Source organism: Rhodococcus sp. B10 (genome assembly GCF_011770055.1).
Classification (GTDB): domain Bacteria; phylum Actinomycetota; class Actinomycetes; order Mycobacteriales; family Mycobacteriaceae; genus Rhodococcoides; species Rhodococcoides kyotonensis_B.
Genome location: NZ_JAAFYV010000031.1, coordinates 33,471 through 55,694, shown reverse-complemented (window position 1 = coordinate 55,694; position 22,224 = coordinate 33,471). Strand labels below are relative to the sequence as shown.

Below are 22,224 nucleotides of genomic sequence, written 5' to 3'. Positions count from 1 at the left end.
CACGTCTGTGACGCCGGTCTTCCCACGCGGTCTCGCGCTGCTCGTCGCGGGCGGGTATTTCATGGAGATACTCGACGCGACGGTCATCGCGACCGCAGTGCCCGCGATGGCAGAGTCCTTCGGGGTCGACGCCGTGGATGTCGGAATCGCGATCTCGGCGTACATCCTGACGCTGGCGATCATGATTCCCGTCAGCGGCTGGATGGCCGACCGCTTCGGTGTTCGACGCGTATTCCTCGCCGCCATCGTCGTGTTCACCGTCGCGTCGGTGGGATGTGCGCTGAGCCCGTCGCTTCCCGTACTGGTCGCAATGCGAGTACTTCAGGGTATGGGCGGGGCCATGATGGTTCCGGTCGGCAGGCTAGCGGTGCTCCGTGCAACGTCGAAGTCCGAATTGGTCCGAGCCATAGCGTATTTGACGTGGCCTGCACTGACCGCTCCGGTGATCGCACCTGCACTGGGCGGTGCACTCGTCACGTTCGCGTCGTGGCGCTGGATCTTTTTGATCAACGTTCCGCTCGGCATCGCGGGCTTCGTGGTCGGGCTGCGCGTCGTCCGCGGCGTCGACGGTGACGTCCCGACGCGAACGCTGGACTGGCGTGGATTCGTCCTCACCGCGGTCGGCATCGCCGCGCTGATCGTGTCCCTCGACAGCATCCGGACCGACGGAACACCCTGGGCGGCCGTCGGTATCGGCCTCGCGGTGGCGGCTGTGGTTCTGACGTTCGCCGTCCTGCACCTGCGACGCACCGAGCATCCGTTGCTGGATCTCTCCGTGTTACGCGTCGACACGTTCCGGAACACCGTGACGTACGGATCGTTCTATCGGATGGTCATCACCGCGGTGCCGTTCCTGTTGCCGCTGATGTTCCAACTGCGGTTCGGGTGGTCGCCGTTCGTGTCGGGACTGATGGTCATCGCGCTGTTCGTCGGCAACATCGCGATCAAGCCGGCGACGACGCCGCTCATGCGGCGCTTCGGAATCCGAACGGTCGTCATCGCCGACGGCGCACTGTCTGTTCTCTGCTTCGGCGCGATCGCGCTCCTCGCTGTCGACACGTCGCCCGTCGTCATCGCCGCGGTGCTCGTGGTCAGCGGTGCCCTGCGGTCGATCGGATTCACGGCGTACAGCAGTCTCGCGTTCGCCGACGTCGACAGCGAACGGCTCAACCATGCGAACACGTTCAACGCGACCGCGCAGGAACTGTTCTCCGGCTTCGGCATTGCGCTCGGAGCCATTGCGCTGACGCTGTCCACCGGCATCGTCCAGGCTCTCGGGCGTCCCTCGGGGGAGGCGTTCTCGATGTCGTTCGCCGCTCTGGGCGTGCTCATGATCGTCATCGTGGTCGGGGGTCTCGGGCTGCGCACGGACGCGGGGCGCGCAGTCACGGCTGGTGCGCGCTGAGCCCCACCGACGCATACGTTTGCGTGGGTCGGGAACCATGAGAACAGCCTCATCCTGAATTCCTTTTCGTCTCACGTTCGGCCGTCATCGTTGTGGTGTCAGCGAAAAACGAACGAAAGGGACATCATGAAGATCGCCGCGAAATTCGCCGCAGCCGCAGTAGCTGCCACCGCCCTGACCCTCGGGGGTATCGGGGCCGTCGCGATGGCCGACGACGACACCGAGCGCACCCAGCGCCCCACGCCCATCTCCGTTCAGCAGCAAGCGCCGGCGCCGGCGCCGCCCGCTCCGGCAGCTCCCGCCGCCTCTGCACCGCAGGTGCCGTTCGACGACGACTGGGACGATCGCGACGACCGGCACGACGACGACTGGGACGACCACGACGACTGGGACGACCACGACGACTGGGACGACCGGCACGACGACGACTGGGATGACCGCGACGACCACGACGACTGATTCGACTGGCCCGGTTCGAGCGACGTGACGCTCGTCCCGGGCCTTTTCTCGGTCTGGAGACTAGGCCAGCCGGTACCCCATGCCACGGACTGTCTCGATGCGGTCGCTACCGAATTTGCCTCGGAGATATCGGACGTAGACGTCGACGACGTTCGACCCTGGATCGAAGTCGTATCCCCATACCTGCGACAGCAACTGCTCGCGGCTGAGTACTTGCCCTGGGTGGCGGAGGAACGCCTCCGTCAACGCGAACTCCCGCGCGGACAGGTCGACGGACCGTTCACCGACCTGCGCCCGGCGGGTTCGGAGGTCCAGCGACAGGTCACCCGACGACAGCACCATCTGCTCGGACACGCGCGCCCCGGCGAGTCGTAAACGGATGCGCGCCAACAACTCCTCGAAACGAAACGGCTTCGGCATGTAATCGTCCGCACCGTTCTCCAGCCCGGACACGACGTCACGGACGCTGTCTCGGGCAGTGAGGACGATGATCGGGATCATGACGTTCTCGCCACGAAGTCGCTCGAGAACTTCGAATCCGTCCATGTGCGGTAGGCCGATGTCCAGCACGACGAGATCGAACTCGCCGCTGCCGGCGAGGTCGTAGGCGGAGGCGCCGTCGGCGACGACCGTTGTCGTGAATCCCTTGGCGCGCAGACCCTTCTGCACGAACGACGAAATTCGGGGTTCGTCCTCCGCGATCAGAATACGAGCCATTACTGGTCCTTCCCTGCAGTGACCGGAACGGTGATGGTGAAGGTGGATCCGTGCCCGAGTGCGCTACCGACGCCGACTCGTCCGCCGTGCGCCCGCGCAATCGCGGTCACGATCGACAGTCCGAGGCCCGCGCCTTCGCTGCGTCGGGTTCCGTCCCGACCGCGGGCGAAGCGGTCGAAGATGCGCGCTCGGTCGGCGTCGGCGATGCCTGTGCCGGTGTCCGTGACCCAGAAGCGAATATCGTTGTCGGACAACTGAGATCCGATGCCGATGCGATCGCCTGGTTCGGTGTGATGTGTCGCGTTCTCGGCGAGTGCGACCACAGCTTGCGTCATGCGCTGCTCGTCGAGTCGTGCGCGGACCGGTGCCGTCGTTTCCAGGACCCAGTCGCGGTCGGCGAGTCGGTGCACCTTGTCGAAGATCGTGCGCGTCAGTTCGTCGACGTCCACATCGGTCGGCTTCACGAACGACGTCTGCTCGGCCCGCATCAGCAACAGCAGATCGGCGACCAAGCGATTCATACGTTCGAGCTCGTCGTCGACGAGCGTCACGGTGTCACGCACGTCGTCGGGGTCCGAGGCGTCGAGAACGTCGAGGTGGCCACGCACGATCGTGATCGGCGTTCGTAACTCGTGACCGGCATCGTCCAGGAACCGCCGCTGAGCCGCCGAGCCTGCCTCGAGGCGACCGAGCATCGCGTTGATGCTGTCGACGAGGATGCCGATCTCGTCGGTACGGCTCCCTGAACCTTCGTGCGTGATGCGTCTGGACAGATTGCTGTCGGTGATCGCCGTGGCTGTGTCCGCGATGTTCTTGATCGGCTTGAGGATTCGGCCGGCCACGATCCACGCCCCTATCGCGGCCACCACCGATGCGCCCGCGCCGACCAGCAGCATCAACGCGGCGACGTCGTCGGCCGGCTGCCGTTCCTGATCGGCGAAATACGCGGCGACGACGACGGCGGGCGTCGGATCTCCGTCGAGCGCGACCGGTACCGCGAGGTAGAAGACCTCACCGGCTGCGCTGTCGTAGCCACCCTCGGTCGGTTGTGTCGTCGACCCGACCAGCGTGGTGAACGCGGCGTCCTCGGACAGCCGGATCGGAGCTTGCTGACGGCTCTGCAGTGCGAACGCTCCGTCGACGTACCCCAGGAACTTCTCGTTCGGGCGCGCGAGGTTGTACGTGATCACGACGCGGAGCACGTCGGTGACGCTGGCGAACGGTGCCCCGGTGGCCGGATCGACGCCGGCTTCGGTGAGCGTGGTGAATTCCGCGATCTCGGTGCGCAGCGATTCGCGCATGCGATTGTCGGCGGACCTGATCATCAGCAGCCATGTCGTGACGGTCACGATCGCCAGCGAACCCAGGACCAGAGGTAGAACCCACGCGACGATGCGCGCACGAGCGCTTTTCGGTTGTAGCCAGGCAGTACGACCTGTCATCGAAGATCAATCGTCATTGTCGTCGTATCCGTCGTCGTCGAAACCGTCGTCCCAGTCGTCATCGTCGTCGCTCGGAAGCGGCGGTGGTTGGACCGAGCCGTCGGCGGCTGGAGGAGGCGCCGGGGCTGGTGGGGGAGGCGTTGAAGACGGGTCTGCGGGCGGTCGAACGGGAGCCGACGGAACGGCAGGTGCCGTGATGGGGGCCGGGGCCGGGCCGCCGGCATCGGACTGTCTGGTCACCAGGAACACACCGGTGAACACCGCCCCGAGGAAGGCAAGTGTGAGGACAGCCGCCACAAGGATCTTCACCGTTTCACCGTGCCGTCGACGGATGGGACCGACATGAGAAGGGGATGAGAGAACTCTCATCTGCGCGCTGACCCTGAAAACATCGATGGCCCGTAGCAGCTGTCTATCGGATGCTGCGTGAAATCGATGCCGACGCGTGCGCGCTGACCCCGAAAACATCGATGGCCCGTCGCAGCTGTCCATCAGCTGCCACGGGCCATCGATGCGCGAAAAGTGCGGGATCTAGCGAGCGAAGAGCAACGCCCGCTTGACCTCCTGGATCGCCTTGGTCACCTGGATGCCACGAGGGCACGCGTCGGTGCAGTTGAACGTCGTGCGGCAGCGCCACACACCTTCGACGTCGTTGAGGATGTCGAGACGCTCGGAAGCGCCCTCGTCACGGCTGTCGAAGATGAAGCGGTGCGCGTTGACGATCGCGGCCGGTCCGAAGTAGCTGCCGTCGCTCCAGAAGACGGGGCACGACGTGGTGCAGCATGCGCAGAGGATGCACTTGGTCGTGTCGTCGAATCGGGCGCGGTCGGCCTGGCTCTGGATGCGCTCACGCGTCGGCTCGTTGCCGGACGTGATGAGGAACGGCTTGACGGCACGGAACGCGTCGAAGAACGGCTCCATGTCGACGACGAGGTCCTTCTCGACCGGCAGACCCTTGATGGGCTCGATCGTGATGGTCAGCGTCTTCGACGAGTCCTTCGGCAGCATGTCGCGCATCAGCACCTTGCAGGCGAGACGGTTGACACCGTTGATGCGCATCGCGTCGGATCCGCAGACGCCGTGCGCGCACGAGCGGCGGAACGTCAGGGTGCCGTCGAGGTAGCCCTTCACGTACAGCAGCAGGTTGAGCAGACGGTCGGTCGGCAGCGTCGGGACCTGGAAAGTGTCCCAGCGCTGTCCGTCGCCGTTCTCCGGGTCGAAGCGGGCGATCTTCAGGTTGACGATCACCGCGCCGTCGGGCATGGGAGGAAGGTCGGACTTGTCTTCGCTCTTGTCGATCGCTGGTGCGCTCATCAGTACTTCCGCTCCATCGGCTCGTAACGGGTCTGGACGACCGGCTTGTAGTCCAGACGGATGTCGGTGAGCAGGCCAGTGCCTTCCTTGTAGGCCATGGTGTGCTTCATGTACTCGTCGTCGTTACGGTTCGGGTAGTCCTCGCGGGCGTGTCCGCCGCGCGATTCCTTCCGGTTGAGGGCTCCGACGACGGTGACCTCCGCCATCTCCAGCAGGAAGCCGAGTTCGACGGCCTCGAGGAGGTCGCTGTTGTAGCGCTTCCCCTTGTCCTGCACGGTGATGTGGTTGTACCGCTCCTTGAGGGCACGAACGTCCTTCAGTGCGGTTTCGAGGCGCTCCTCGGTACGGAACACCGACGCGTTGTTGTCCATCGACTGCTGCAGCTCGCTGCGGATGTCGGCGACGCGCTCGTGTCCGTGATCGGACAGCACCAGCTCCAGCCACTCCTCGACCATCTTGGCCGGTTCGTCGGGCAGCGGGGTGAAGTCGACCGAGTTGGCGTACTTCGCGGCCGCGATGCCCGAGCGACGTCCGAAGACGTTGATGTCGAGCAGCGAGTTGGTGCCGAGACGGTTCGCGCCGTGCACCGACACGCATGCGCACTCACCGGCTGCGTACAGACCGGGAACGATGTCGTCGTTGTTGCGCAGGACCTCGCCGTTGATCTTGGTCGGGATGCCGCCCATGACGTAGTGGCACGTCGGGTAGACGGGGACCGGCTCCTTGACGGGGTCGACGCCGAGGTAGGTGCGCGAGAACTCCATGATGTCGGGGAGCTTCTCGTCGAGAACTTCCTCGGGGATGTGCGTCACGTCGATGTAGACGTAGTCCTTGTTCGGACCGCCACCGCGTCCCTCCAGCACCTCGAGAACCATCGAACGCGCGACGATGTCGCGAGGCGCGAGGTCCTTGATGGTGGGGGCGTAGCGCTCCATGAAACGCTCGCCGGACTCGTTACGCAGGATGCCGCCCTCACCGCGAACGGCTTCGGAGATGAGAATGCCGAGGCCTGCGAGACCTGTCGGATGGAACTGGTGGAACTCCATGTCCTCCAAGGGAAGTCCCTTGCGGAAGACGATGCCCATGCCGTCACCGGTGAGGGTGTGGGCGTTGGACGTCGTCTTGTACATGCGTCCCGAGCCGCCGGTCGCGAAGACGATCGACTTGGCGTGGAAGATGTGCAGTTCACCGGTCGCCAGCTCGTAGGCGATGATGCCGGTGGCAACGGGTCCGTTGTCGGTCTCGGTCAGGCACAGATCGAGCGCGTAGAACTCGTTGAAGAACTCGACGTCGTGCTTGACGCAGTTCTGGTACAGCGTCTGCAGGATCATGTGGCCCGTGCGGTCGGCTGCGTAACAGGCCCGGCGAACGGGAGCCTTGCCGTGGTCGCGGGTGTGGCCACCGAATCGACGCTGGTCGATCTTGCCCTCGGGCGTCCGGTTGAACGGCAGGCCCATCTTCTCGAGGTCGAGAACGGCGTCGATGGCTTCCTTGGCCATGATCTCGACCGCGTCCTGGTCGGCGAGGTAGTCGCCACCCTTGACGGTGTCGAAGGTGTGCCACTCCCAGTTGTCTTCCTCGACGTTCGCGAGAGCGGCGCACATGCCGCCCTGCGCCGCACCGGTGTGCGAACGCGTCGGGTAGAGCTTGGTCAGTACCGCGGTGCGGGCGCGGGGGCCCGCTTCGATGGCCGCGCGCATGCCTGCGCCACCTGCGCCGACGATGAGCACGTCATAACGATGTTCCTGCATGAATGCTTCAGTTCCCTTAGCTTGCCGAAATGTTCGGATCGAAGGTGAAGATGACGTACGTGCCCAGGCCCATGATGAGAATCATCGACAGGACGAGCAGCGTCGTCAGCCAGAATCGGGTCGAGTCCTTGCGCGAGTAGTCCGCGATGATCGTCCGCAGGCCGTTACCACCGTGCAGCTGAGCCAGCCACAGCATCGTCAGATCCCAGAACTGCCAGAAGGGGCTCGACCAGCGTCCGGCGACGAACGCGAAGTTGATGCGGTGCACGCCGTCGTCGAGCATCAGCATGATGAACATGTGGCCCAGGACGAGGACGACGAGGGCGAGGCCCGAGAAGCGCATGAACAGCCACGCGTACAGCTCGAAGTTGCCGCGCGACGAACGCCGCGGCGAGCGCGGGTTGTCCAGGCTGGCCGGACGGTCGTAGGTCTTACCGAGGGACTTGGCCTCGGATCCTTGTGTCGTTGCCATCAGTGACCGCCCGCCGTGAACATGTTGTAGAAGATTCGACCCGCTCCGGGGATCACGACCACGAACCAGATCGCGGCGACGATCCACAGCATCAGCCTCTGGTACTTCGGTCCCTGTGACCAGAAGTCGACCAGCATGACGCGGATGCCGTTCAGAGCGTGATACAGAACTGCGCCGACGAGGCCGATCTCCATGAGGCCGACGAGCGGCGTCTTGTAGGTGTCGATGATCGCGTCGTAGGTCTCGGGGTTGACACGCACCATGGCAGTGTCCAAGACGTGGACGAACAGGAAGAAGAACGTCAACACGCCAGTGATTCGGTGAAGAACCCAGGACCACATTCCCGGATCTCCGCGGTACAACGACCGCTTACGCTCCTTGGCCGGAGCGACTTCCGTCGTGCTACTCATCGAGTGCAAAGCCTCCAACGTCATTGGTGGACGCGTCGAGCCTGGTTGCCGGGCTGACCCTGGCTCGATTTGTCGAACTCCGGCTCCACCGGTATTCAAAGAGCCGCCGTCTTTGAACTGTAAACCCATTGGAAAGCCGGAACTAATTCGACTCGAGATTCGTACCGAGATCGAAATATGACTTAGGTATGCCTTCCCAATTCTTCGTGATCGGTTCAGTGGAGTGCGATGCGGCGTCCCTCGCGGCGTGATTGGATGGTGCGTATGCCGGAAATCGACTGGAAAACGTTGCGCGACAGAGCCCATGGCGCTATGAGGCAAGCCTACGCACCGTACTCGAACTATCCCGTCGGCGCGGCCGCTGTCGTAGGCGATGGCCGAATAGTCACCGGATGCAATGTGGAAAATGTCTCATATGGTTTGGGCCTGTGCGCCGAGTGCGGCCTGGTGTCCAACCTTCATTCCACCGGCGGTGGCCGGCTGGTTGCATTCGCCTGCTGCGACAGCCGCGGAGCGCGGTTGATGCCGTGCGGGCGCTGTCGACAGTTGCTGTACGAGTTCGGCGGCGGCGATCTCCTCGTCGATACCGACGACGGCCCGACTCCGCTGGCGCGGCTTCTCCCTGCTGCTTTCGGTCCCGACGACCTCGAGACAGGACGGGTGGACGGGCATGTCTGACGCCGTTTCCGTCATCACCTCCAAGCGTGACGGCCACGAACTCTCGACCGCTCAGATCGACTGGGTCGTCGACGCATTCACGCACGGCCGCGTCGCCGACGAGCAGATGTCCGCGCTGGCCATGGCCATCCTGTGGAGGGGTATGTCCCGCGCCGAACTGAGCGCATGGACGTCGGCGATGATCGCCTCGGGCAGTCGAATGGACTTCTCGACGTTGTCGAAACCGACCGTCGACAAGCACTCGACCGGCGGTGTCGGGGACAAGATCACGCTGCCGCTGGCCCCCGTCGTCGCAGCCTGTGGCGCCGCGGTTCCGCAACTGTCGGGACGCGGGCTCGGACACACCGGGGGCACCCTGGACAAGCTCGAGTCGATTCCCGGGTGGCGGGCGGATCTGAGTGCCGACGAGATTCACTCGATACTGGCCGATCCGGCCGTCGGTGCCGTCGTGTGCGCGGCCGGTGCGGATCTCGCGCCTGCGGACAAGCGGCTGTACGCGCTGCGCGACGTCACCGGCACGGTCGAATCGATTCCTCTGATCGCGAGTTCGATCATGAGCAAGAAGATCGCCGAAGGCACCGGGGCGTTGGTGCTCGACGTCAAGGTCGGAGCCGGTGCGTTCATGAAGAACATCGACGACGCGCGCGAGCTCGCCTCTGCGATGGTCGATCTCGGCGCCGACGCCGGTGTCCGCACGATCGCGCTGCTGACCGCCATGGATTCTCCGCTCGGCCTCACGGCGGGTAACGCTCTCGAGGTCGAGGAATCGCTCGAGGTCCTCGCGGGCGGAGGTCCGGCCGACGTGGTCGAGCTGACGGTCACGCTCGCACGGACCATGCTCGTCGCGGCAGGCATCGAAGGCGTCGATCCGGCGGATGCGCTCGCGGACGGTTCGGCGATGGACCGTTGGCGTGCCATGGTCGCCGCTCAGGGCGGCGATCCGACGGCTGCGCTTCCCGTGGCGAAGGAGTCCCTGACGGTCACCGCCGAGCGAAGCGGCGTGGTCAGCGGCCTCGACGCGCTGTCGGTGGGCCGTGCAGCATGGCGTCTCGGCGCCGGTCGTGAACGCCAGGGAGAACCGGTGCAGGCCGCCGCGGGAGTGCGGCTGCACGCGAAGCCGGGAGACCGCGTCGCCGTCGGCCAACCTGTCGCCACCCTGTACACGGACACGCCGGAGAAGTTCGACTACGCGACCGAGGCCATCTCGGACGCCTGGACGATCGGCGACTCGCCGTTCGAGGCGTCTGCCCTCGTGCTCGGGCGGGTCGGGGATCAGTAACCCGGCGGCGGCAGGATCGGCGCGATACCGTTCGGACATGAGTACCGCCGATCCTGTCTCCCCATCGAACAGCGGCGCGACGCCGCTCGATCTCCCGTCCATCACGACCGCGCCGAAAGCGTTGCTCCATGACCATCTCGACGGTGGTCTGCGGCCGCAGACCGTGCTCGAGCTCGCCGATCGGTGCGGGTACGACGGTCTGCCCGAATCGGACGGTGCCGCGCTGGCGCAGTGGTTCCGCAACGCGGCCGACAGTGGTTCGCTCGAACGGTATCTGGAGACGTTCGCGCACACCGTGGCCGTGATGCAGACGCCCGAGGGTCTGAATCGCGTCGCGCAGGAGTGCGCAGAGGATCTCGCCGACGACGGCGTCGTCTACGCGGAAGTGCGGTTCGCGCCCGAACAGCACCTCGAACGCGGACTGACGTTGGATCAGGTCGTCGAACACGTGCTCGAGGGATTCCGGGCGGGTGAGTCGGCTGCGCGGGTGCGGGGCAAGCGAATTCGGGTCGGGTGCCTGTTGACGGCGATGCGTCATGCAGCCCGGTCCCGTGAGATCGCCGAACTCGCCGTCCGATTCCGTGATCGCGGGGTCGTCGGGTTCGACATCGCGGGCGCCGAGGCCGGGTTCCCTCCGAGCCGCCATCTCGACGCGTTCGAGTACATGCGAGCGTCCAACGCGCACTTCACCATTCACGCCGGCGAAGCCTTCGGTCTGCCGTCCATCCAGGAGGCGGTCGCCTTCTGCGGCACGGATCGCCTCGGACACGGTGTCCGGATCGTCGACGACATCACCGTCGGGTCGGACGGTGATGCGTCGCTGGGACTGTTGGCCGCCTACATCCGCGACACCCGCATGCCGCTCGAGCTGTGCCCGAGTTCGAACGTGCAGACCGGGGCCGTCGACAGTCTCGAGAAGCACCCCTTCGATCTGCTCGCGCGGCTGCGCTTCCGCGTCACCGTCAACACCGACAACCGGCTGATGAGCGACACGACGATGAGCCGTGAGATGCACAAGCTGGTAGGTGCGTTCGGCTACGGCTGGACCGACCTGGAACGGTTCACGATCAACGCGATGAAGTCCGCGTTCATCCCGTTCGACGAGCGACTCGAACTCATCGACGACGTCGTCAAGCCGGGATACGCGGTACTCCTGGGTTAGCTTTCGCTGGTGTCGGCTGTTCCTACTGCTTGCGGAGGCGGGCCTCGAACTCACGCTCGAGTGCTCGCCACGCCTCGGCTTCGGCGTCGAACGGCGCGCTCGGAGCGAGACGGTTCGGGTCCGGTTCCAGCGTGTACGAGACGTACCACCCGAGCGGAGTCGACGTCGCGAGTGCGGTTTCGACGGACTCGTCCCCGGCGAAGTCGGCGGCATCGGTGAACAACTCGACGGCCAGGTCGAGTTGGTCGACGTCGACGGCAGAAGGCCCCTCTGCGAGGTCGTCCGCGAGACCCGGAAGCACGTAGACGTTCTCGTCGGTCACCTCGATCTCGAGCGATCCGTCGACGGCTGCGGTCTGCACGTCGGTGAACGTGCTCACTTTCGCCAGATCGTGGTCGTGGTCGTCGGCGAGGTAGCGGGCCAGCGACCGCTCCGACCCGAAGACGGTGATGCTGCCCGCGCGGCCGAGGAAGATCGGCTCGTCGTCGATGTAGCACCGCAGCGTGTACAGCGTGTCGTCGGACGTGATGATGCGGATGGGATCGATACCGACGTCGGTCCAGAAACCGTCGTCCGACGCAGCTCGGGCGACGGGGTCGACGTCTTCTTCGGCTTCCTCGTCCGTCTCGTCCTCGTCGGTTTCGTCCTCGTCTTCCGAAAGGTCGTCGGCGTCGACGATGTTCTCGGCAGCGGCGAGTAGTTCGGCCTCGGCGACTTCGACGGCGGACGCGTCGACGTCCGGTGTCTTCACGACGGAGTCGATCGCGTCGACGACGTCGTCCCAGCTTTTGGCGACCGCGGACCCGATCCGGTCCCAGAGCGCCTCGCCGTCCTTGCCGAGGAATGCCTCGACGCCGACGCCGACCGCACCGAGGTGTGGGTTGTTCGCGAAAAACGAAGTGACGGAACCCAGTTCGCAGACATCGCCGAGTGTCTGCACCATCTCGAACGTCGCGTTCAGTTCGGCCAGAACATCCGAGTCGGGTTCTTCGGCGACGAGTTCGGGAACGCCCACCAGGTCGAACCGGTGCAGGTCGTCGGGCTCGAGCTCGTTCGCGGCGAGCGCGGACACGACCGTCCACGACGGATGGTCGACCAGATCGTTGTCGTCGTCGTTCCGGATGAACGCGGCCAGGTGCGCCACCGCCTCGAAACCGTACAGATCGTCCTCGTGACCGAGGAACGCTTCCCATTCGTCGTCGCCTTCGCGCCATTCCGGCGCCCAGAGGGTGACGAAGTCGCCGCGGGTGAGACCTAGTTCGATCGGGATGATGTCGCCAGCCATGGCCGGAAGCCTATCTCAGGTTTCCGTGAGAGAACTTTGCATGTCGCGCAGGATCACCTCTCGCCGTGCCAGTGCATCTCGGGCGGCGGTCTCTGCGGTCGCGACGATGATCGAACCCAGGCGTGACGCGGATTCGCGTGTCAGATCGGGTGCCAGGTCGAGCCCGACGACGGCGCCGTGGCTGTCCACTTCGACTTCGACGACACCGTCCGGGGAACGATGCACGATGCGGAGCCCGGCGAGCGTCTCCGCTGCTCCTTGCATCGAGTTCAGGGCCCGCTGTCCGCGGGAGATCAAGCCCTCCAACGGTTCGGTCATACCGACCGCAACCAACTGGTCGGTTCCTCGTCGTCGGCGAGGTGTCGGTTCTCCGCGTCGGCGACGGCTGCCCGGGTGGGTAGGCCGAGACGGTCGAGAACGTCGGTGGGCACTCCGTCGTCGGCGAGGAGATCGCGTCGGTGCGCCTTGGCCGAGTCGGTGGCGCGCCGACACAACTGCAGGATGGTCGCTGCCAATTCGGCGCCGCCGAAACGCAATTCGTTCGGGTCGATGTAGATGTCGACGGGCCGTCCGTGTTCCGTGGCTCGGACGCGCACGGAGTCGCTGCGTGTACCGGCGACCGCGGTGACGTCCTGCGTCATGCGGTCGGCCTGTAGAAGCCCTGGAAGCCCATGCCGCTGTTGGTCGTCCGAATTGCGCTGACCTGCACTGGATCTCCCGCTTCGACGAACTGGCCGTTTCCGATGACCATGGCGACGTGCCCGTCCCAGACCGCGAGGTCGCCCGGCATCAGCTCGTCCTCGCTCACCTGCGTACCGATGTCCTGCTCCTGGGCGAGGCGGGGAAGTTGGACGCCCTGCTCGCCGTACGCCCACTGCGTCAGCCCGCTGCAGTCGAGTCCGCGGCCCGGTTCGGTGCCGCCCCACACGTAGGGAACGCCCTGCTGGCTCAGCGCGCTCCGCACCGCGCCCGCCGCCTGCTCGTTGGGAGCGACGGCGACGGTGCCGTCGGGAAGCGCGACCTCGACGCCGCGGCCTCGCGCGCCCACGGCAGCAGACTCCCGCTGCGGGGCGAAGGTCGACATGTCGCGGTCCGATACGGCCGCCGCGGTCGACGTCGACGCGTAGGTCTGCGGGTCGGGGAGCGACGGCACGGAGACCGACTGCGCGAAGTTCCGCAGGAATCGGTTGCTCGGATCTGTGGCGGTCGCCGCGGTCGCTGCCGTCGGAACGGTGGCTGCCGGGGGAGCGCCCGGCGGCTCCGGTACCGGGGGTGGCGACGCCAAGGCCGTCATCTCGCCCGCATGCACGGCCAGTTCGGCCCGCACCCGCGCGACGACGGCGAGCGCACGCTGGAGGTGTTCGACCGCGGCGGCGATGATCATCGTCTGGCCCGGAGGTGTCAGCAGAACCGGCGCGGACGACACGGCGATCGAGGTGAACGACTGCACGATGCTCTGCAGTTCGACGACTCCCGCCTGTACCTTCTCGCACGCTCGGTCGATGATCACGGCCATCTCGTCACCGTGTCGGGCGAGGCGGGTCGCGCTGCCGTGAGCCTCCTCGGCGAGGTCGACGGCCGCGGCTGCAGCTGGGCCGCTCCACGTCGTGGCGAGTTCGGAGACCGCGGTCTGCCCGATGCGCTGCACCGTGTCCAACGTGCGGGACGACGCTCGAAGTACGTCGGCGGGACTGCCCGTCGGGACATGGCCGGAGCCGAACGCCCCGAGTAGATCGACGATCGGTTTGGAAAGAAGTTCGATCACGTAAGACTCCCGGCGGTGGCGATGTCCGTCGTCTCGTATCCGACGCCCGATGCAGCCGCTTGAACGCCGAGGCCGGCGACGACCTCGGCGAGGCGTGCCACTGCCGTCGTGTGAGCCGCATGCACGCCAGCGGCTGCGCCGAGGAACTCGGAGCCGATCGGCCCGAAGATCGGGGCGAGCAGGGCTGGCCCCGCTGCCGTCGACGCTGCCGCCGCGCCTGCCACCTGTGCAGCGAGAGAACCCGCGGTGGCCGAGTATCGCTGTAGCTCGGCTGTGGACGTCGCTAGTTCCGCCATGGTTCCTCGAACTCCCTGCGCGTGGAAAGTGACTACACCCCGTTTCGACGCACGTTCGGCTCGAACGGTTCCCACACCTATCCTTGTGCCCATGGAAATTCACGTGGTCGAACATCCACTGGCCGCCTCCTTGCTGACGACGATGCGCGACGAGCGCAGCGACAACGCAACATTTCGGTCCGCCCTGCGCCAGCTCACCCACATGCTGGTGTACGAGGCCACCCGCGATGCCGAGATCGAGAACTTCGACGTCAAGACTCCGGTCGCCGTCACTCAGGGCACTCGACTCTCCCGTCCGCCGCTCTTGGTTCCGGTCCTGCGTGCAGGCCTCGGCATGGTCGAGAAGGCGAGCGGATTGATTCCGCAGTCCCGCGTCGGGTTCGTCGGCATGGCTCGCGACGAGGAGACGCACCAGCCGGTGCCTTACATGGAATCGCTGCCCGACGACCTGTCGCAGACCCCCGTCTACGTCCTCGACCCGATGCTCGCGACGGGTGGGTCGATGGTGCACACGATCGAGATTCTGATGGGTCGCGGCGCTGCCGACGTGACGGTCATCTGCGTCGTCGCCGCGCCCGAGGGTGTCTCGGCGCTCGAGAACTCGGGTCTGCCGGTACGTCTCGTGGCGGCGAGCATCGACGACGGACTCAACGAGAACGCCTTCATCGTCCCCGGCCTCGGTGACGCGGGCGACCGGCAGTTCGGCCCACGCTGAACGTCTCGCTCGTCCTCGGCGTCACGTGGCCTGCCGGTGAAGGCGATCCGCGGCTCCGCGTCGTCGACGTCGAGACGCGAGACGTCGCGTACGTCGAACTACGTGGTGCGAGAATCGGATTCGAGTCTCTCGGGGACGGTCGATGGTGTACGGGCCGAGTTGCGTTCTCGCCGAAGGGCTCCGAATACGTTCCCTGCCCGACGCAATCGCCCGCCGAGGTCGGTGCGCAGTGCGAGGTGTGCGAATCGAAGGACCCGTTTCGGTTCGTCCACACCGTGCACCGTGGAGGTTTCGTCTCGCGTGACCTCGAAGCGCATGTGATGCAACCACATTGGCTGTACATCGCGACGTTCGCGAACGGTGTGCACAAGGTCGGCACCGCGGCGAACACGCGTAAGTGGGGTCGGCTTGCCGAGCAGGGCGCGATCTGTGCGCAGTACGTCGCCTGGGCCACGGACGGCAAAGTGATCCGTGTGCTCGAGGACAAGGTCACCGAGGTGCTGCAGGTGCGGCAGTCGGTGCGGTCGTCGGCCAAGGCTGCGGCGCTGGCGTTGCCGGTCGACACCGCTCGCCTCGACGCGGCGACGGCTGCGTTGGCAGGGAGGGTCCGCGACATTCTCGGTCCCGGCGACGACAGCTTCCACACCGTCGACGAGGCGTGGCGTGTCGCCGGCTTCCGGGATCTGGCGTCCGGTAATCGGGTTGCCTATCCGAGCCGACTGGACTCGGGCACACACGGATTCACCGTCGATGCCTGTATCGGCCAGACGGCCATAGTCGACATCGACGGCGAGTCCTACGTCGTCGACCTCCACGAGCTCACCGGTCGTCGGGTGCGGTTCGGTGACTACGACTCGACGCTGCCCGCCGTGCAGTCTGCACTCTTCTGACGTGCGCGCGAATATGTAGCGGGCTATACATTCGCGTGCACGAGTGACGTAGTCGCCTTCTTCAACGCCTCCAGCGTCGACTCGGCGGCGGCGCGGGCGTCCGCCAACCCGGCTCGATCGGCGACGGGCACCACGGCTTCGAGGTAGGCCTTCACCTTCGGCTCGGTGCCGGACGGTCGCACGACGACGCGAATGCCGTCCCCGGCGAGTTCGACGGCGTCGGTACGCAGGGGTCCGCGCTGGGAGAGGAAGTCGGTGACGGTGACATCGATGCCCGCGAGCTCCGTGGGAGGCGTCGCACGCAGCGCCTTCATCATCGACGCGATGTCGTCCAGGTCGGTCACGCGCTTCGACACCTGAGCTCCCGCATGGACACCGAGTTCGACGGCCAGGTCGTCGAGCATGTTCTGCAGGGTCCGCCCGTCCGCCGCGCACAGCGCCGTGAGGTCGGCGAGAACGACGGCGGCGGAGATGCCGTCCTTGTCCAGGACGTGCTCTGGGTCCACGCAGTGGCCGATCGCTTCCTCGTAGGCGTAGACCAGGCCCTGCCCGGCTCGGACGAGCCATTTGAACCCGGTCAAGGTCCGGGCGTACCGCGCACCGCGGGCGGGAGCGAGCGCTGCCAACAACTGCGACGACACGATCGTGTTGGCCACCAACGAGTTCGGCGGTGCCGTCGTCAGAATGTGATCGGCCAGCAGTGCGCCGGTCTCGTCGCCGGTGAGCATGCGCCATCCCGTCGGCCCGGGAATGCCGATCGCACATCGGTCGGCGTCGGGATCGAGTGCTATCGCGAGGTCGGCGTTCACCTCCGCGGCGAGAGCGAGCACGGCATCGGCCGCGCCCGATTCCTCGGGGTTGGGGAACGCGACGGTCGGGAACTCGGGGTCGGGCGCGAACTGACTCTCGACGACGTGAATGTCTCGAAAACCGAGTCCCCGCAACGCCGTCAGCGCGAGCTCGCCGCCGACGCCGTGCAAGGGCGTCAGGGCGATTCTGATCGCGCGACGCGGGGAGCGGACGAGCGCGGGCAACGTGTCGAGATAGCGGGCCGCGACGTCGGATCCACCGGGCGACACCTGTGTCCGGGGTACGTCGACTGCGGGGCCGACAGCCGCGATCTCCGCTTCGATCTCCTTGTCGGCGGGCGGAACGAGTTGTGCGCCGCCGCGGAGATAGACCTTGTACCCGTTGTCCGCCGCCGGATTGTGCGACGCGGTGATCTGCACGCCGAGATCGGCGCCCAAGGCTCGCACCGCGAACGCGAGCACAGGCGTCGGCAGCGGCCGGGGCAGGAGAACGACCGAAAACCCTTGAGCGGCCAAGGTTTCCGCCGCCGCGGTCGCGAACGTCTCGGAGCCGTGCCGCGCGTCGCGACCGACGACGACCGTCGATCCGCCCAGGCACTTCTTCTGCAACCACGCACCGATGCCTGCCGACGTCCGAACGACGACGGCGACGTTCATCCCGTTCGGTCCCGCACGCACCTCGCCGCGCAGGCCTGCGGTGCCGAACGAGAGAGGAGCGCGAAAGCGTTCGGCCAGTTCGTCGTCCGTCAGCTCGGACAGTTCCTCGCGCGTCGACGGGTCCGGGTCACCGGCGATCCACGCGGCGACCTGCTCGGCCAGCGCCGATGGCTCGGACGTCACAGCGACGTCACCAGGCGGTGCAGCAGATCACCCATCCGCGACGCGGATGCCTTGCCCGCCTCGAGAACTTCGGCGTGGTTCAGGTGCTCGCCCGTCATGCCCGCGGCCAGATTGGTCACGAGCGAGATACCGAGCACGCGTGCGCCCTGTGCGCGGGCAGCGATGGTCTCGTGGACGGTCGACATACCGACGAGATCGGCACCGAGCGTGCGCAGCATGCGAATTTCGGCGGGCGTCTCGTAGTGCGGACCGGGCAGACCGGCGTACACGCCGTCTTCGAGCGACGGGTCGATCTCGCGGGCGAGATCGCGCAGATCGGAGGAGTACGCGTCGACCAGATCGACGAATTCGGCGCCGACGAGCGGCGACCGAGCCGTGAGGTTGAGGTGGTCCGAGATCAGCACGGGTTGTCCGACGCTCATGCCCTCCCGGATGCCGCCCGCGGCGTTCGTCAAAACGACCGTCTTCACTCCGGTCGCGATGGCCGACCGGACCGGATGCACGACGCGTCGCAGATCGTGGCCCTCGTACGCGTGGGTGCGGCCCTGCAGTAGCAGGGTGTGGGTGCCGCCGACGTTCACCGACGTGATGGTGCCCGAATGACCCGACGCGGACGGCGCTGCGAACCCGGGCAGGTCGGCCATCCGGAGCGTTGCCGTCGGAGTGCCGAAAGGTTCTGCCGCAGCCTGCCATCCGGACCCGAGCACGATCGCGACCGAATGCGAGGAAAGTCCGGTGGCGTCTGCGATCGCGGCGGCAGCGGCGGATGCTGCGCCGGTCGGGTCGGTGGTCGGGTCGGGTCGCTGCTCGTCTGTAGTTCCCACGGGGTTCAACCCTAGGAGATAGGGCCGTTCCCGTCTCAGCTACACCGCGGGTGGGCATGGTGTTCCACTGTCGATGTCCGGCACGCGGGATCCCGCATCGTCGGCGCCGAGACCGGTACACCATGCCCACTACCGAATAAGTTACTGCCGGGTAGTATCCGGCTCATGCCTTACCTCGAACGCGACGGCGACGTGCACATCCTGTTTCTCGGTCCCGAGGGGTCGAGCGAGGACTCCGAGAATCGGTTTCACCCCGACTGGATCGACAGCGTCCACTCGCTGCTCGACGAGGTCGAGGCGATCTCGGGTCCGTCTGCGTTGGTGACGTCGGCGACCGGCAAGTTCTTCACCAACGGCCTCGACACCGATTGGCTGTTCGCGAACCTCGACAAGATCACTTCGTACCTCGACCGCGTCCACACCCTGTACACGCGGCTGCTCACGTTCCCGATGGCGACCGTCGCCGCGGTGCAGGGGCACGCATTCGGTGCAGGCGCGATGCTCGCGACGGCCCACGACTTCCGCGTCGTGCGCGCCGATCGTGGCTTCTACTGCCTCCCCGAGGTGTCGCTGAACATGCCGTTCACTATCGGCATGTCCGCCCTGATCACCGGCAGGCTGCCGAAGCAGACGGCCGTCGAGGCCATGACCACGGGCAAGCGCTACGGCGGTCCCGACGCGGTCGCCGCTGGAATCGCCGACGCGGTGGCCGACGTGGATCGTGTACTGCCGGATGCCGTCGCGCGTGCGGCGGCGCTGACCGGCACCCGCGGACCGAACCTCGCGGGCATCAAACGGGGCATTCACGCCGACGTCCTCGCAGCACTGAACACTCCGACGGGCGAGAGCAACTTCAGCTTCGGAAACCAGTAGTGACAGACTGGGTCGGTGATCGATGAGACCGATGCAGGTGTGCACAGCGCTGCAACCGACCTGATAGAGCTCTCGCACTCGATTCATTCCGAGCCGGAACTGGCGTTCGAAGAGCACAAGAGTGCCGCGAAGGTGATGGAGCTTCTGCGAGCGGCCGATTTCGACGTCGAGTCCGGTGTCGCGGACATGCCGACCGCGTTCGCGGCGAGCTTCGGCAGTGGCGAACTGGTCGTCGGAATCTGTGCCGAGTACGACGCGTTGCCGGAGATCGGGCACGCGTGCGGCCACAACATCATCGCGGCGTCGGCGGTGGGCGCGGCGTTGGCGCTCGCACCCGTCGCCGACAGGCTCGGCATCACGGTTCGGGTTCTGGGGACGCCCGCCGAGGAGACCGGTGGCGGCAAGGTCCTCATGCTCGAGCGTGGCGTGTTCGACGACGTCGCAACGGCGATCATGGTTCACCCGGGCCCGTTCGACATCGTCGGCGCAACGTCGTTGGCATTGTCGGACATCGCCGTGTCGTTCACCGGACGCGCGGCACACGCGTCGGCTGCGCCCGAGTGGGGCATCAACGCCGCCGACGCCGTCACCGTGAGCCAGGTGGCGCTCGGCCTGATGCGACAGCATCTGTCACCGGGTCAGCAGGTGCACGGCATCGTCAGCGACGGCGGCCTCGCACCCAACATCGTGCCCGGCCACACCGAGCTGCTCTACTACCTGCGGGCCACGACGTCGGAGTCGCTCGAGGCGCTCACGAAGAAGGCGTACGCCTGTTTCGAAGCAGGCGCGATCGCGACCGGGTGCACGCACGAGATCAGAACGGTCTCGCCGACCTATGCGGAGTTGACGCCGGATCCGTGGCTCTCGGCCGCCTATCGCCGCGAAGCGGAGTCGATCGGACGCACACCGCTCGCACCGGAGTTGGAAGGATTTCGCCCACTGGGCAGTACGGACATGGGAAACGTGACGAATGTTCTACCCGGCATCCACCCGATCATCGGACTCGATTCCGGTGAAGCCGTGACGCATCAACCGGAGTTCGCCGCGGCCTGCGTCACCGAGTCCGCCGACAGGGCGGTGCTCGACGGCGCACAGCTCCTCGCGCGGACGACGGTTCGCGCGGTGACCGATGCCGATGTGCGTGCACGTCTGCTCGGCGGCGTCGAAGCGCGGGCGGCTGCACGATGATCGAGAACTTCGCGCTCGTCGACAAATGGATTCTCGAGCACGCGGACGAGCTGTCGCAGTGGCGTCGTCACATCCACGCGAATCCCGAACTGGCACGGCGTGAATTCGCCACGACGGCGTTCGTCGTCGAACAGCTCGAAGCCGCCGGATTGACGCCCAAGCTGCTGCCGGGAGGCACCGGCCTGACGTGCGACATCGGCCCGGACGGCCCGCGCGTCGGGCTCCGTGCCGACATGGATGCATTGCCGTTGCAGGAATTCACCGGCGCGGCGTATTCGTCGACGGTCCCCGGCGTCTCGCACGCGTGCGGCCACGACGCGCATACGACGGTTCTGCTCGGTACCGCGCTCGCGCTCGCGTCGCTTCCCGCTCTGCCGTTCGGTGTTCGACTGATCTTCCAGCCGGCGGAAGAGGTCATGCCGGGAGGTGCGCTCGACGTCGTCGCTGCAGGTGCGTTGAAGGACCTGACGAAGATCTTCGCGCTGCACTGCGATCCGCGACTGGAGGTCGGCAAGGTCGGTGTGCGCGTCGGCGCGATCACGTCGGCCGCCGACACCGTCGAGCTGCGGTTGGACTCACCGGGTGGGCACACGTCGCGGCCGCACCTGACGACCGACCTCGTGTACGCGCTCGGCACGGTCATCACCGGATTGCCCGGGATGCTCAGTCGCCGAATCGACCCCAGGACCAGCACGGTCATGGTGTGGGGAGCGGTCGTCGCGGGCCAGGCACCCAACGCGATCCCGCAGACCGGCATGCTGACCGGAACGGTCCGTACCGGCGATCACGACACGTGGGCATTGCTCGAACCGATGGTGCACGAGATCGTCGCCGGGTTGCTTGCGCCGACGGGTGTGCAGTACGAGCTTCACTACCGGCGCGGGGTCCCACCCGTCGTCAACGACGAGGCCGCGACGCGCGTCTTCGAGAAGGCGATTCACCGGGTCGGACCCGCGGCGCTCGCCGACACCGCGCAATCCGGTGGCGGGGAGGATTTTTCGTGGTACCTCGAGGACATCCCGGGATCCATGGCAAGGCTCGGCGTGTGGTCCGGATCAGGTCCGCAGCTCGACATTCACCAGCCGACGTTCGATCTCGACGAGCGAGCCCTCGCCGTCGGCGTCAAGGTGATGACGAGCATCGCGCTCGACCCGAACTAGCGGGCTATGTATTTTCGTGCACGTCAGGTAGTTCCCGGCCCGACGTTACGGCTGTTGCGGGTGCGGAGTCCGCGCACGTAGTCGGCGGGCGCCCCGGCGATTTCGGCGGCGTCGGCCATGACGCCGAGGTAGCGAGCCGAAGGCAGACCACCCTCGTACGCGTCGACCACGTACAGCCAGGCCAGGACGGGACCGTCCTCGGTGTCGATGCGCAGGCGGATCTTGCGGTGGAAGCCGAGTTCGGATCCCTCCCAGCGGTCGAGGCGCTCTTCGTCCTCGACCGGAACGTCGTACAGCACGACGAAGACCTTGGAATCGGCGTCCTCGACGACGGTGGCCAGTGCACCTTCCCAGCCGATGTCGCCACCGGCGAACGTCAATCGCCAGCCGTGCAGCCACCCGGTTCCGGAGATCGGAGAGTGCGGGCAACGCTGCAACATCTGCTCCGGATGCATGTTGGATCCGTAAGCGGCATAGATCGGCACGTCGG

At 66.3% G+C, this 22,224-nt stretch carries 25 protein-coding genes; 10 read left to right on the top strand and 15 right to left on the bottom strand.

All coding sequences use genetic code 11. The features are described 5' to 3' along the window. The first annotated feature begins 7 nt into the window (after window positions 1-7). A complete protein-coding gene (locus RhoFasB10_RS19460; protein ID WP_346764434.1) occupies window positions 8-1,405 on the top strand; it encodes an MFS transporter in 1,398 nt (465 codons plus the stop codon). A gap of 126 nt (window positions 1,406-1,531) precedes the next feature. Beyond that, entirely contained in the window at window positions 1,532-1,864 is a 333-nt protein-coding gene (locus RhoFasB10_RS19455) for a hypothetical protein (RefSeq protein ID WP_167678087.1), read from the top strand. Window positions 1,865-1,924: 60 nt separating this feature from the next. On the opposite strand, the gene RhoFasB10_RS19450 is transcribed toward RhoFasB10_RS19455, so the two are convergent. The 7 genes from RhoFasB10_RS19450 to sdhC all read right to left on the bottom strand — a co-directional run bounded on the left by RhoFasB10_RS19450 (window position 1,925) and on the right by sdhC (window position 7,970). Next, the gene (locus tag RhoFasB10_RS19450; protein WP_068428285.1) at window positions 1,925-2,581 is read right to left on the bottom strand and encodes a response regulator transcription factor; all 657 of its coding nucleotides are present in this window, start codon (window positions 2,579-2,581) and stop codon (window positions 1,925-1,927) included. Further along, window positions 2,581-4,023, bottom strand: coding sequence for a HAMP domain-containing sensor histidine kinase (locus tag RhoFasB10_RS19445; protein ID WP_167678085.1), 1,443 nt, complete (start codon window positions 4,021-4,023; stop codon window positions 2,581-2,583). The genes RhoFasB10_RS19450 and RhoFasB10_RS19445 overlap by 1 nt, the downstream gene beginning before the upstream one ends. A 6-nt stretch (window positions 4,024-4,029) precedes the next feature. Next, window positions 4,030-4,332, bottom strand: a complete 303-nt coding sequence (locus RhoFasB10_RS19440; protein ID WP_167678083.1) for a hypothetical protein — start codon at window positions 4,330-4,332, stop codon at window positions 4,030-4,032. Window positions 4,333-4,554: 222 nt separating this feature from the next. Then, complete coding sequence (locus RhoFasB10_RS19435) at window positions 4,555-5,337, bottom strand: succinate dehydrogenase iron-sulfur subunit (protein ID WP_068428278.1); 783 nt, start codon at window positions 5,335-5,337, stop codon at window positions 4,555-4,557. Continuing rightward, window positions 5,337-7,088 (bottom strand): succinate dehydrogenase flavoprotein subunit, encoded by a 1,752-nt coding sequence (sdhA, locus tag RhoFasB10_RS19430; protein ID WP_068428275.1) that lies wholly within the window; start codon window positions 7,086-7,088, stop codon window positions 5,337-5,339. Before sdhA ends, RhoFasB10_RS19435 begins: the two co-directional genes overlap by 1 nt. A 16-nt stretch (window positions 7,089-7,104) precedes the next feature. Beyond that, the gene (locus RhoFasB10_RS19425) at window positions 7,105-7,560 is read right to left on the bottom strand and encodes a succinate dehydrogenase hydrophobic membrane anchor subunit (protein WP_068428273.1); all 456 of its coding nucleotides are present in this window, start codon (window positions 7,558-7,560) and stop codon (window positions 7,105-7,107) included. After that, the gene (gene sdhC, locus RhoFasB10_RS19420) at window positions 7,560-7,970 is read right to left on the bottom strand and encodes a succinate dehydrogenase, cytochrome b556 subunit (protein ID WP_114332421.1); all 411 of its coding nucleotides are present in this window, start codon (window positions 7,968-7,970) and stop codon (window positions 7,560-7,562) included. Before sdhC ends, RhoFasB10_RS19425 begins: the two co-directional genes overlap by 1 nt. Before the next feature lie 264 nt (window positions 7,971-8,234). Here sdhC and RhoFasB10_RS19415 point away from each other — a divergent pair, with 264 nt between their 5' ends. From RhoFasB10_RS19415 to RhoFasB10_RS19405, 3 genes are read left to right on the top strand one after another with little or no spacing between them, the layout of a single operon-like run. Beyond that, window positions 8,235-8,648 (top strand): cytidine deaminase, encoded by a 414-nt coding sequence (locus tag RhoFasB10_RS19415; RefSeq protein ID WP_084423880.1) that lies wholly within the window; start codon window positions 8,235-8,237, stop codon window positions 8,646-8,648. Further along, window positions 8,641-9,927 carry a thymidine phosphorylase gene (locus RhoFasB10_RS19410; protein ID WP_068428270.1) on the top strand — a complete coding sequence of 429 codons (1,287 nt, stop codon included), beginning with the start codon at window positions 8,641-8,643 and terminating at the stop codon, window positions 9,925-9,927. The genes RhoFasB10_RS19415 and RhoFasB10_RS19410 overlap by 8 nt, the downstream gene beginning before the upstream one ends. Before the next feature lie 37 nt (window positions 9,928-9,964). Continuing rightward, a complete protein-coding gene (locus RhoFasB10_RS19405; RefSeq protein ID WP_068428269.1) occupies window positions 9,965-11,089 on the top strand; it encodes an adenosine deaminase in 1,125 nt (374 codons plus the stop codon). A 22-nt stretch (window positions 11,090-11,111) separates the two neighbouring features. On the opposite strand, the gene RhoFasB10_RS19400 is transcribed toward RhoFasB10_RS19405, so the two are convergent. Genes RhoFasB10_RS19400 through RhoFasB10_RS19380 form a run of 5 tightly spaced genes read right to left on the bottom strand, consistent with a single transcriptional unit; the run spans window position 11,112 to window position 14,435 of the window. Then, on the bottom strand, window positions 11,112-12,374 hold the full coding sequence (locus RhoFasB10_RS19400) for a primosomal protein (protein ID WP_068428266.1): 1,263 nt from the start codon (window positions 12,372-12,374) through the stop codon (window positions 11,112-11,114). A 15-nt stretch (window positions 12,375-12,389) separates the two neighbouring features. Beyond that, window positions 12,390-12,692: a YbaB/EbfC family nucleoid-associated protein gene (locus RhoFasB10_RS19395; protein WP_068428265.1), complete on the bottom strand. Its 303-nt coding sequence runs from the start codon at window positions 12,690-12,692 to the stop codon at window positions 12,390-12,392. After that, entirely contained in the window at window positions 12,689-13,015 is a 327-nt protein-coding gene (locus RhoFasB10_RS19390; protein ID WP_068428264.1) for a hypothetical protein, read from the bottom strand. Before RhoFasB10_RS19390 ends, RhoFasB10_RS19395 begins: the two co-directional genes overlap by 4 nt. After that, on the bottom strand, window positions 13,012-14,139 hold the full coding sequence (locus RhoFasB10_RS26460; protein ID WP_167678081.1) for a C40 family peptidase: 1,128 nt from the start codon (window positions 14,137-14,139) through the stop codon (window positions 13,012-13,014). The genes RhoFasB10_RS19390 and RhoFasB10_RS26460 overlap by 4 nt, the downstream gene beginning before the upstream one ends. Beyond that, the gene (locus tag RhoFasB10_RS19380; protein ID WP_068429081.1) at window positions 14,136-14,435 is read right to left on the bottom strand and encodes a type VII secretion target; all 300 of its coding nucleotides are present in this window, start codon (window positions 14,433-14,435) and stop codon (window positions 14,136-14,138) included. Before RhoFasB10_RS19380 ends, RhoFasB10_RS26460 begins: the two co-directional genes overlap by 4 nt. 91 nt (window positions 14,436-14,526) lie before the next feature. On the opposite strand from RhoFasB10_RS19380, the gene upp reads away from it, so the two are divergent. Beyond that, on the top strand, window positions 14,527-15,150 hold the full coding sequence (gene upp / locus RhoFasB10_RS19375; protein WP_068428260.1) for a uracil phosphoribosyltransferase: 624 nt from the start codon (window positions 14,527-14,529) through the stop codon (window positions 15,148-15,150). A gap of 320 nt (window positions 15,151-15,470) precedes the next feature. Next, a complete protein-coding gene (locus RhoFasB10_RS26820; RefSeq protein ID WP_068429078.1) occupies window positions 15,471-16,040 on the top strand; it encodes a DUF2797 domain-containing protein in 570 nt (189 codons plus the stop codon). Window positions 16,041-16,063: 23 nt separating this feature from the next. On the opposite strand, the gene RhoFasB10_RS19365 is transcribed toward RhoFasB10_RS26820, so the two are convergent. Beyond that, entirely contained in the window at window positions 16,064-17,668 is a 1,605-nt protein-coding gene (locus tag RhoFasB10_RS19365; protein ID WP_167678093.1) for a phospho-sugar mutase, read from the bottom strand. Window positions 17,669-17,685: 17 nt separating this feature from the next. Next, entirely contained in the window at window positions 17,686-18,513 is an 828-nt protein-coding gene (locus RhoFasB10_RS19360; protein WP_167678079.1) for a purine-nucleoside phosphorylase, read from the bottom strand. 165 nt (window positions 18,514-18,678) lie between these two features. Here RhoFasB10_RS19360 and RhoFasB10_RS19355 point away from each other — a divergent pair, with 165 nt between their 5' ends. The 3 genes from RhoFasB10_RS19355 to RhoFasB10_RS19345 are packed head-to-tail and all read left to right on the top strand — an operon-like array spanning window position 18,679 to window position 21,734. Then, window positions 18,679-19,386 (top strand): enoyl-CoA hydratase/isomerase family protein, encoded by a 708-nt coding sequence (locus RhoFasB10_RS19355; RefSeq protein WP_167678077.1) that lies wholly within the window; start codon window positions 18,679-18,681, stop codon window positions 19,384-19,386. A 15-nt stretch (window positions 19,387-19,401) separates the two neighbouring features. Beyond that, the gene (locus tag RhoFasB10_RS19350) at window positions 19,402-20,574 is read left to right on the top strand and encodes a M20 family metallopeptidase (protein WP_167678075.1); all 1,173 of its coding nucleotides are present in this window, start codon (window positions 19,402-19,404) and stop codon (window positions 20,572-20,574) included. Beyond that, complete coding sequence (locus RhoFasB10_RS19345; RefSeq protein ID WP_068431992.1) at window positions 20,571-21,734, top strand: M20 family metallopeptidase; 1,164 nt, start codon at window positions 20,571-20,573, stop codon at window positions 21,732-21,734. The genes RhoFasB10_RS19350 and RhoFasB10_RS19345 overlap by 4 nt, the downstream gene beginning before the upstream one ends. A gap of 23 nt (window positions 21,735-21,757) precedes the next feature. Here the strand turns inward: RhoFasB10_RS19345 and RhoFasB10_RS19340 are convergent, their stop codons facing one another. Beyond that, window positions 21,758-22,219, bottom strand: coding sequence for a gamma-glutamylcyclotransferase (locus tag RhoFasB10_RS19340; protein WP_068431989.1), 462 nt, complete (start codon window positions 22,217-22,219; stop codon window positions 21,758-21,760). Between the last annotated feature and the right edge of the window lie 5 nt (window positions 22,220-22,224).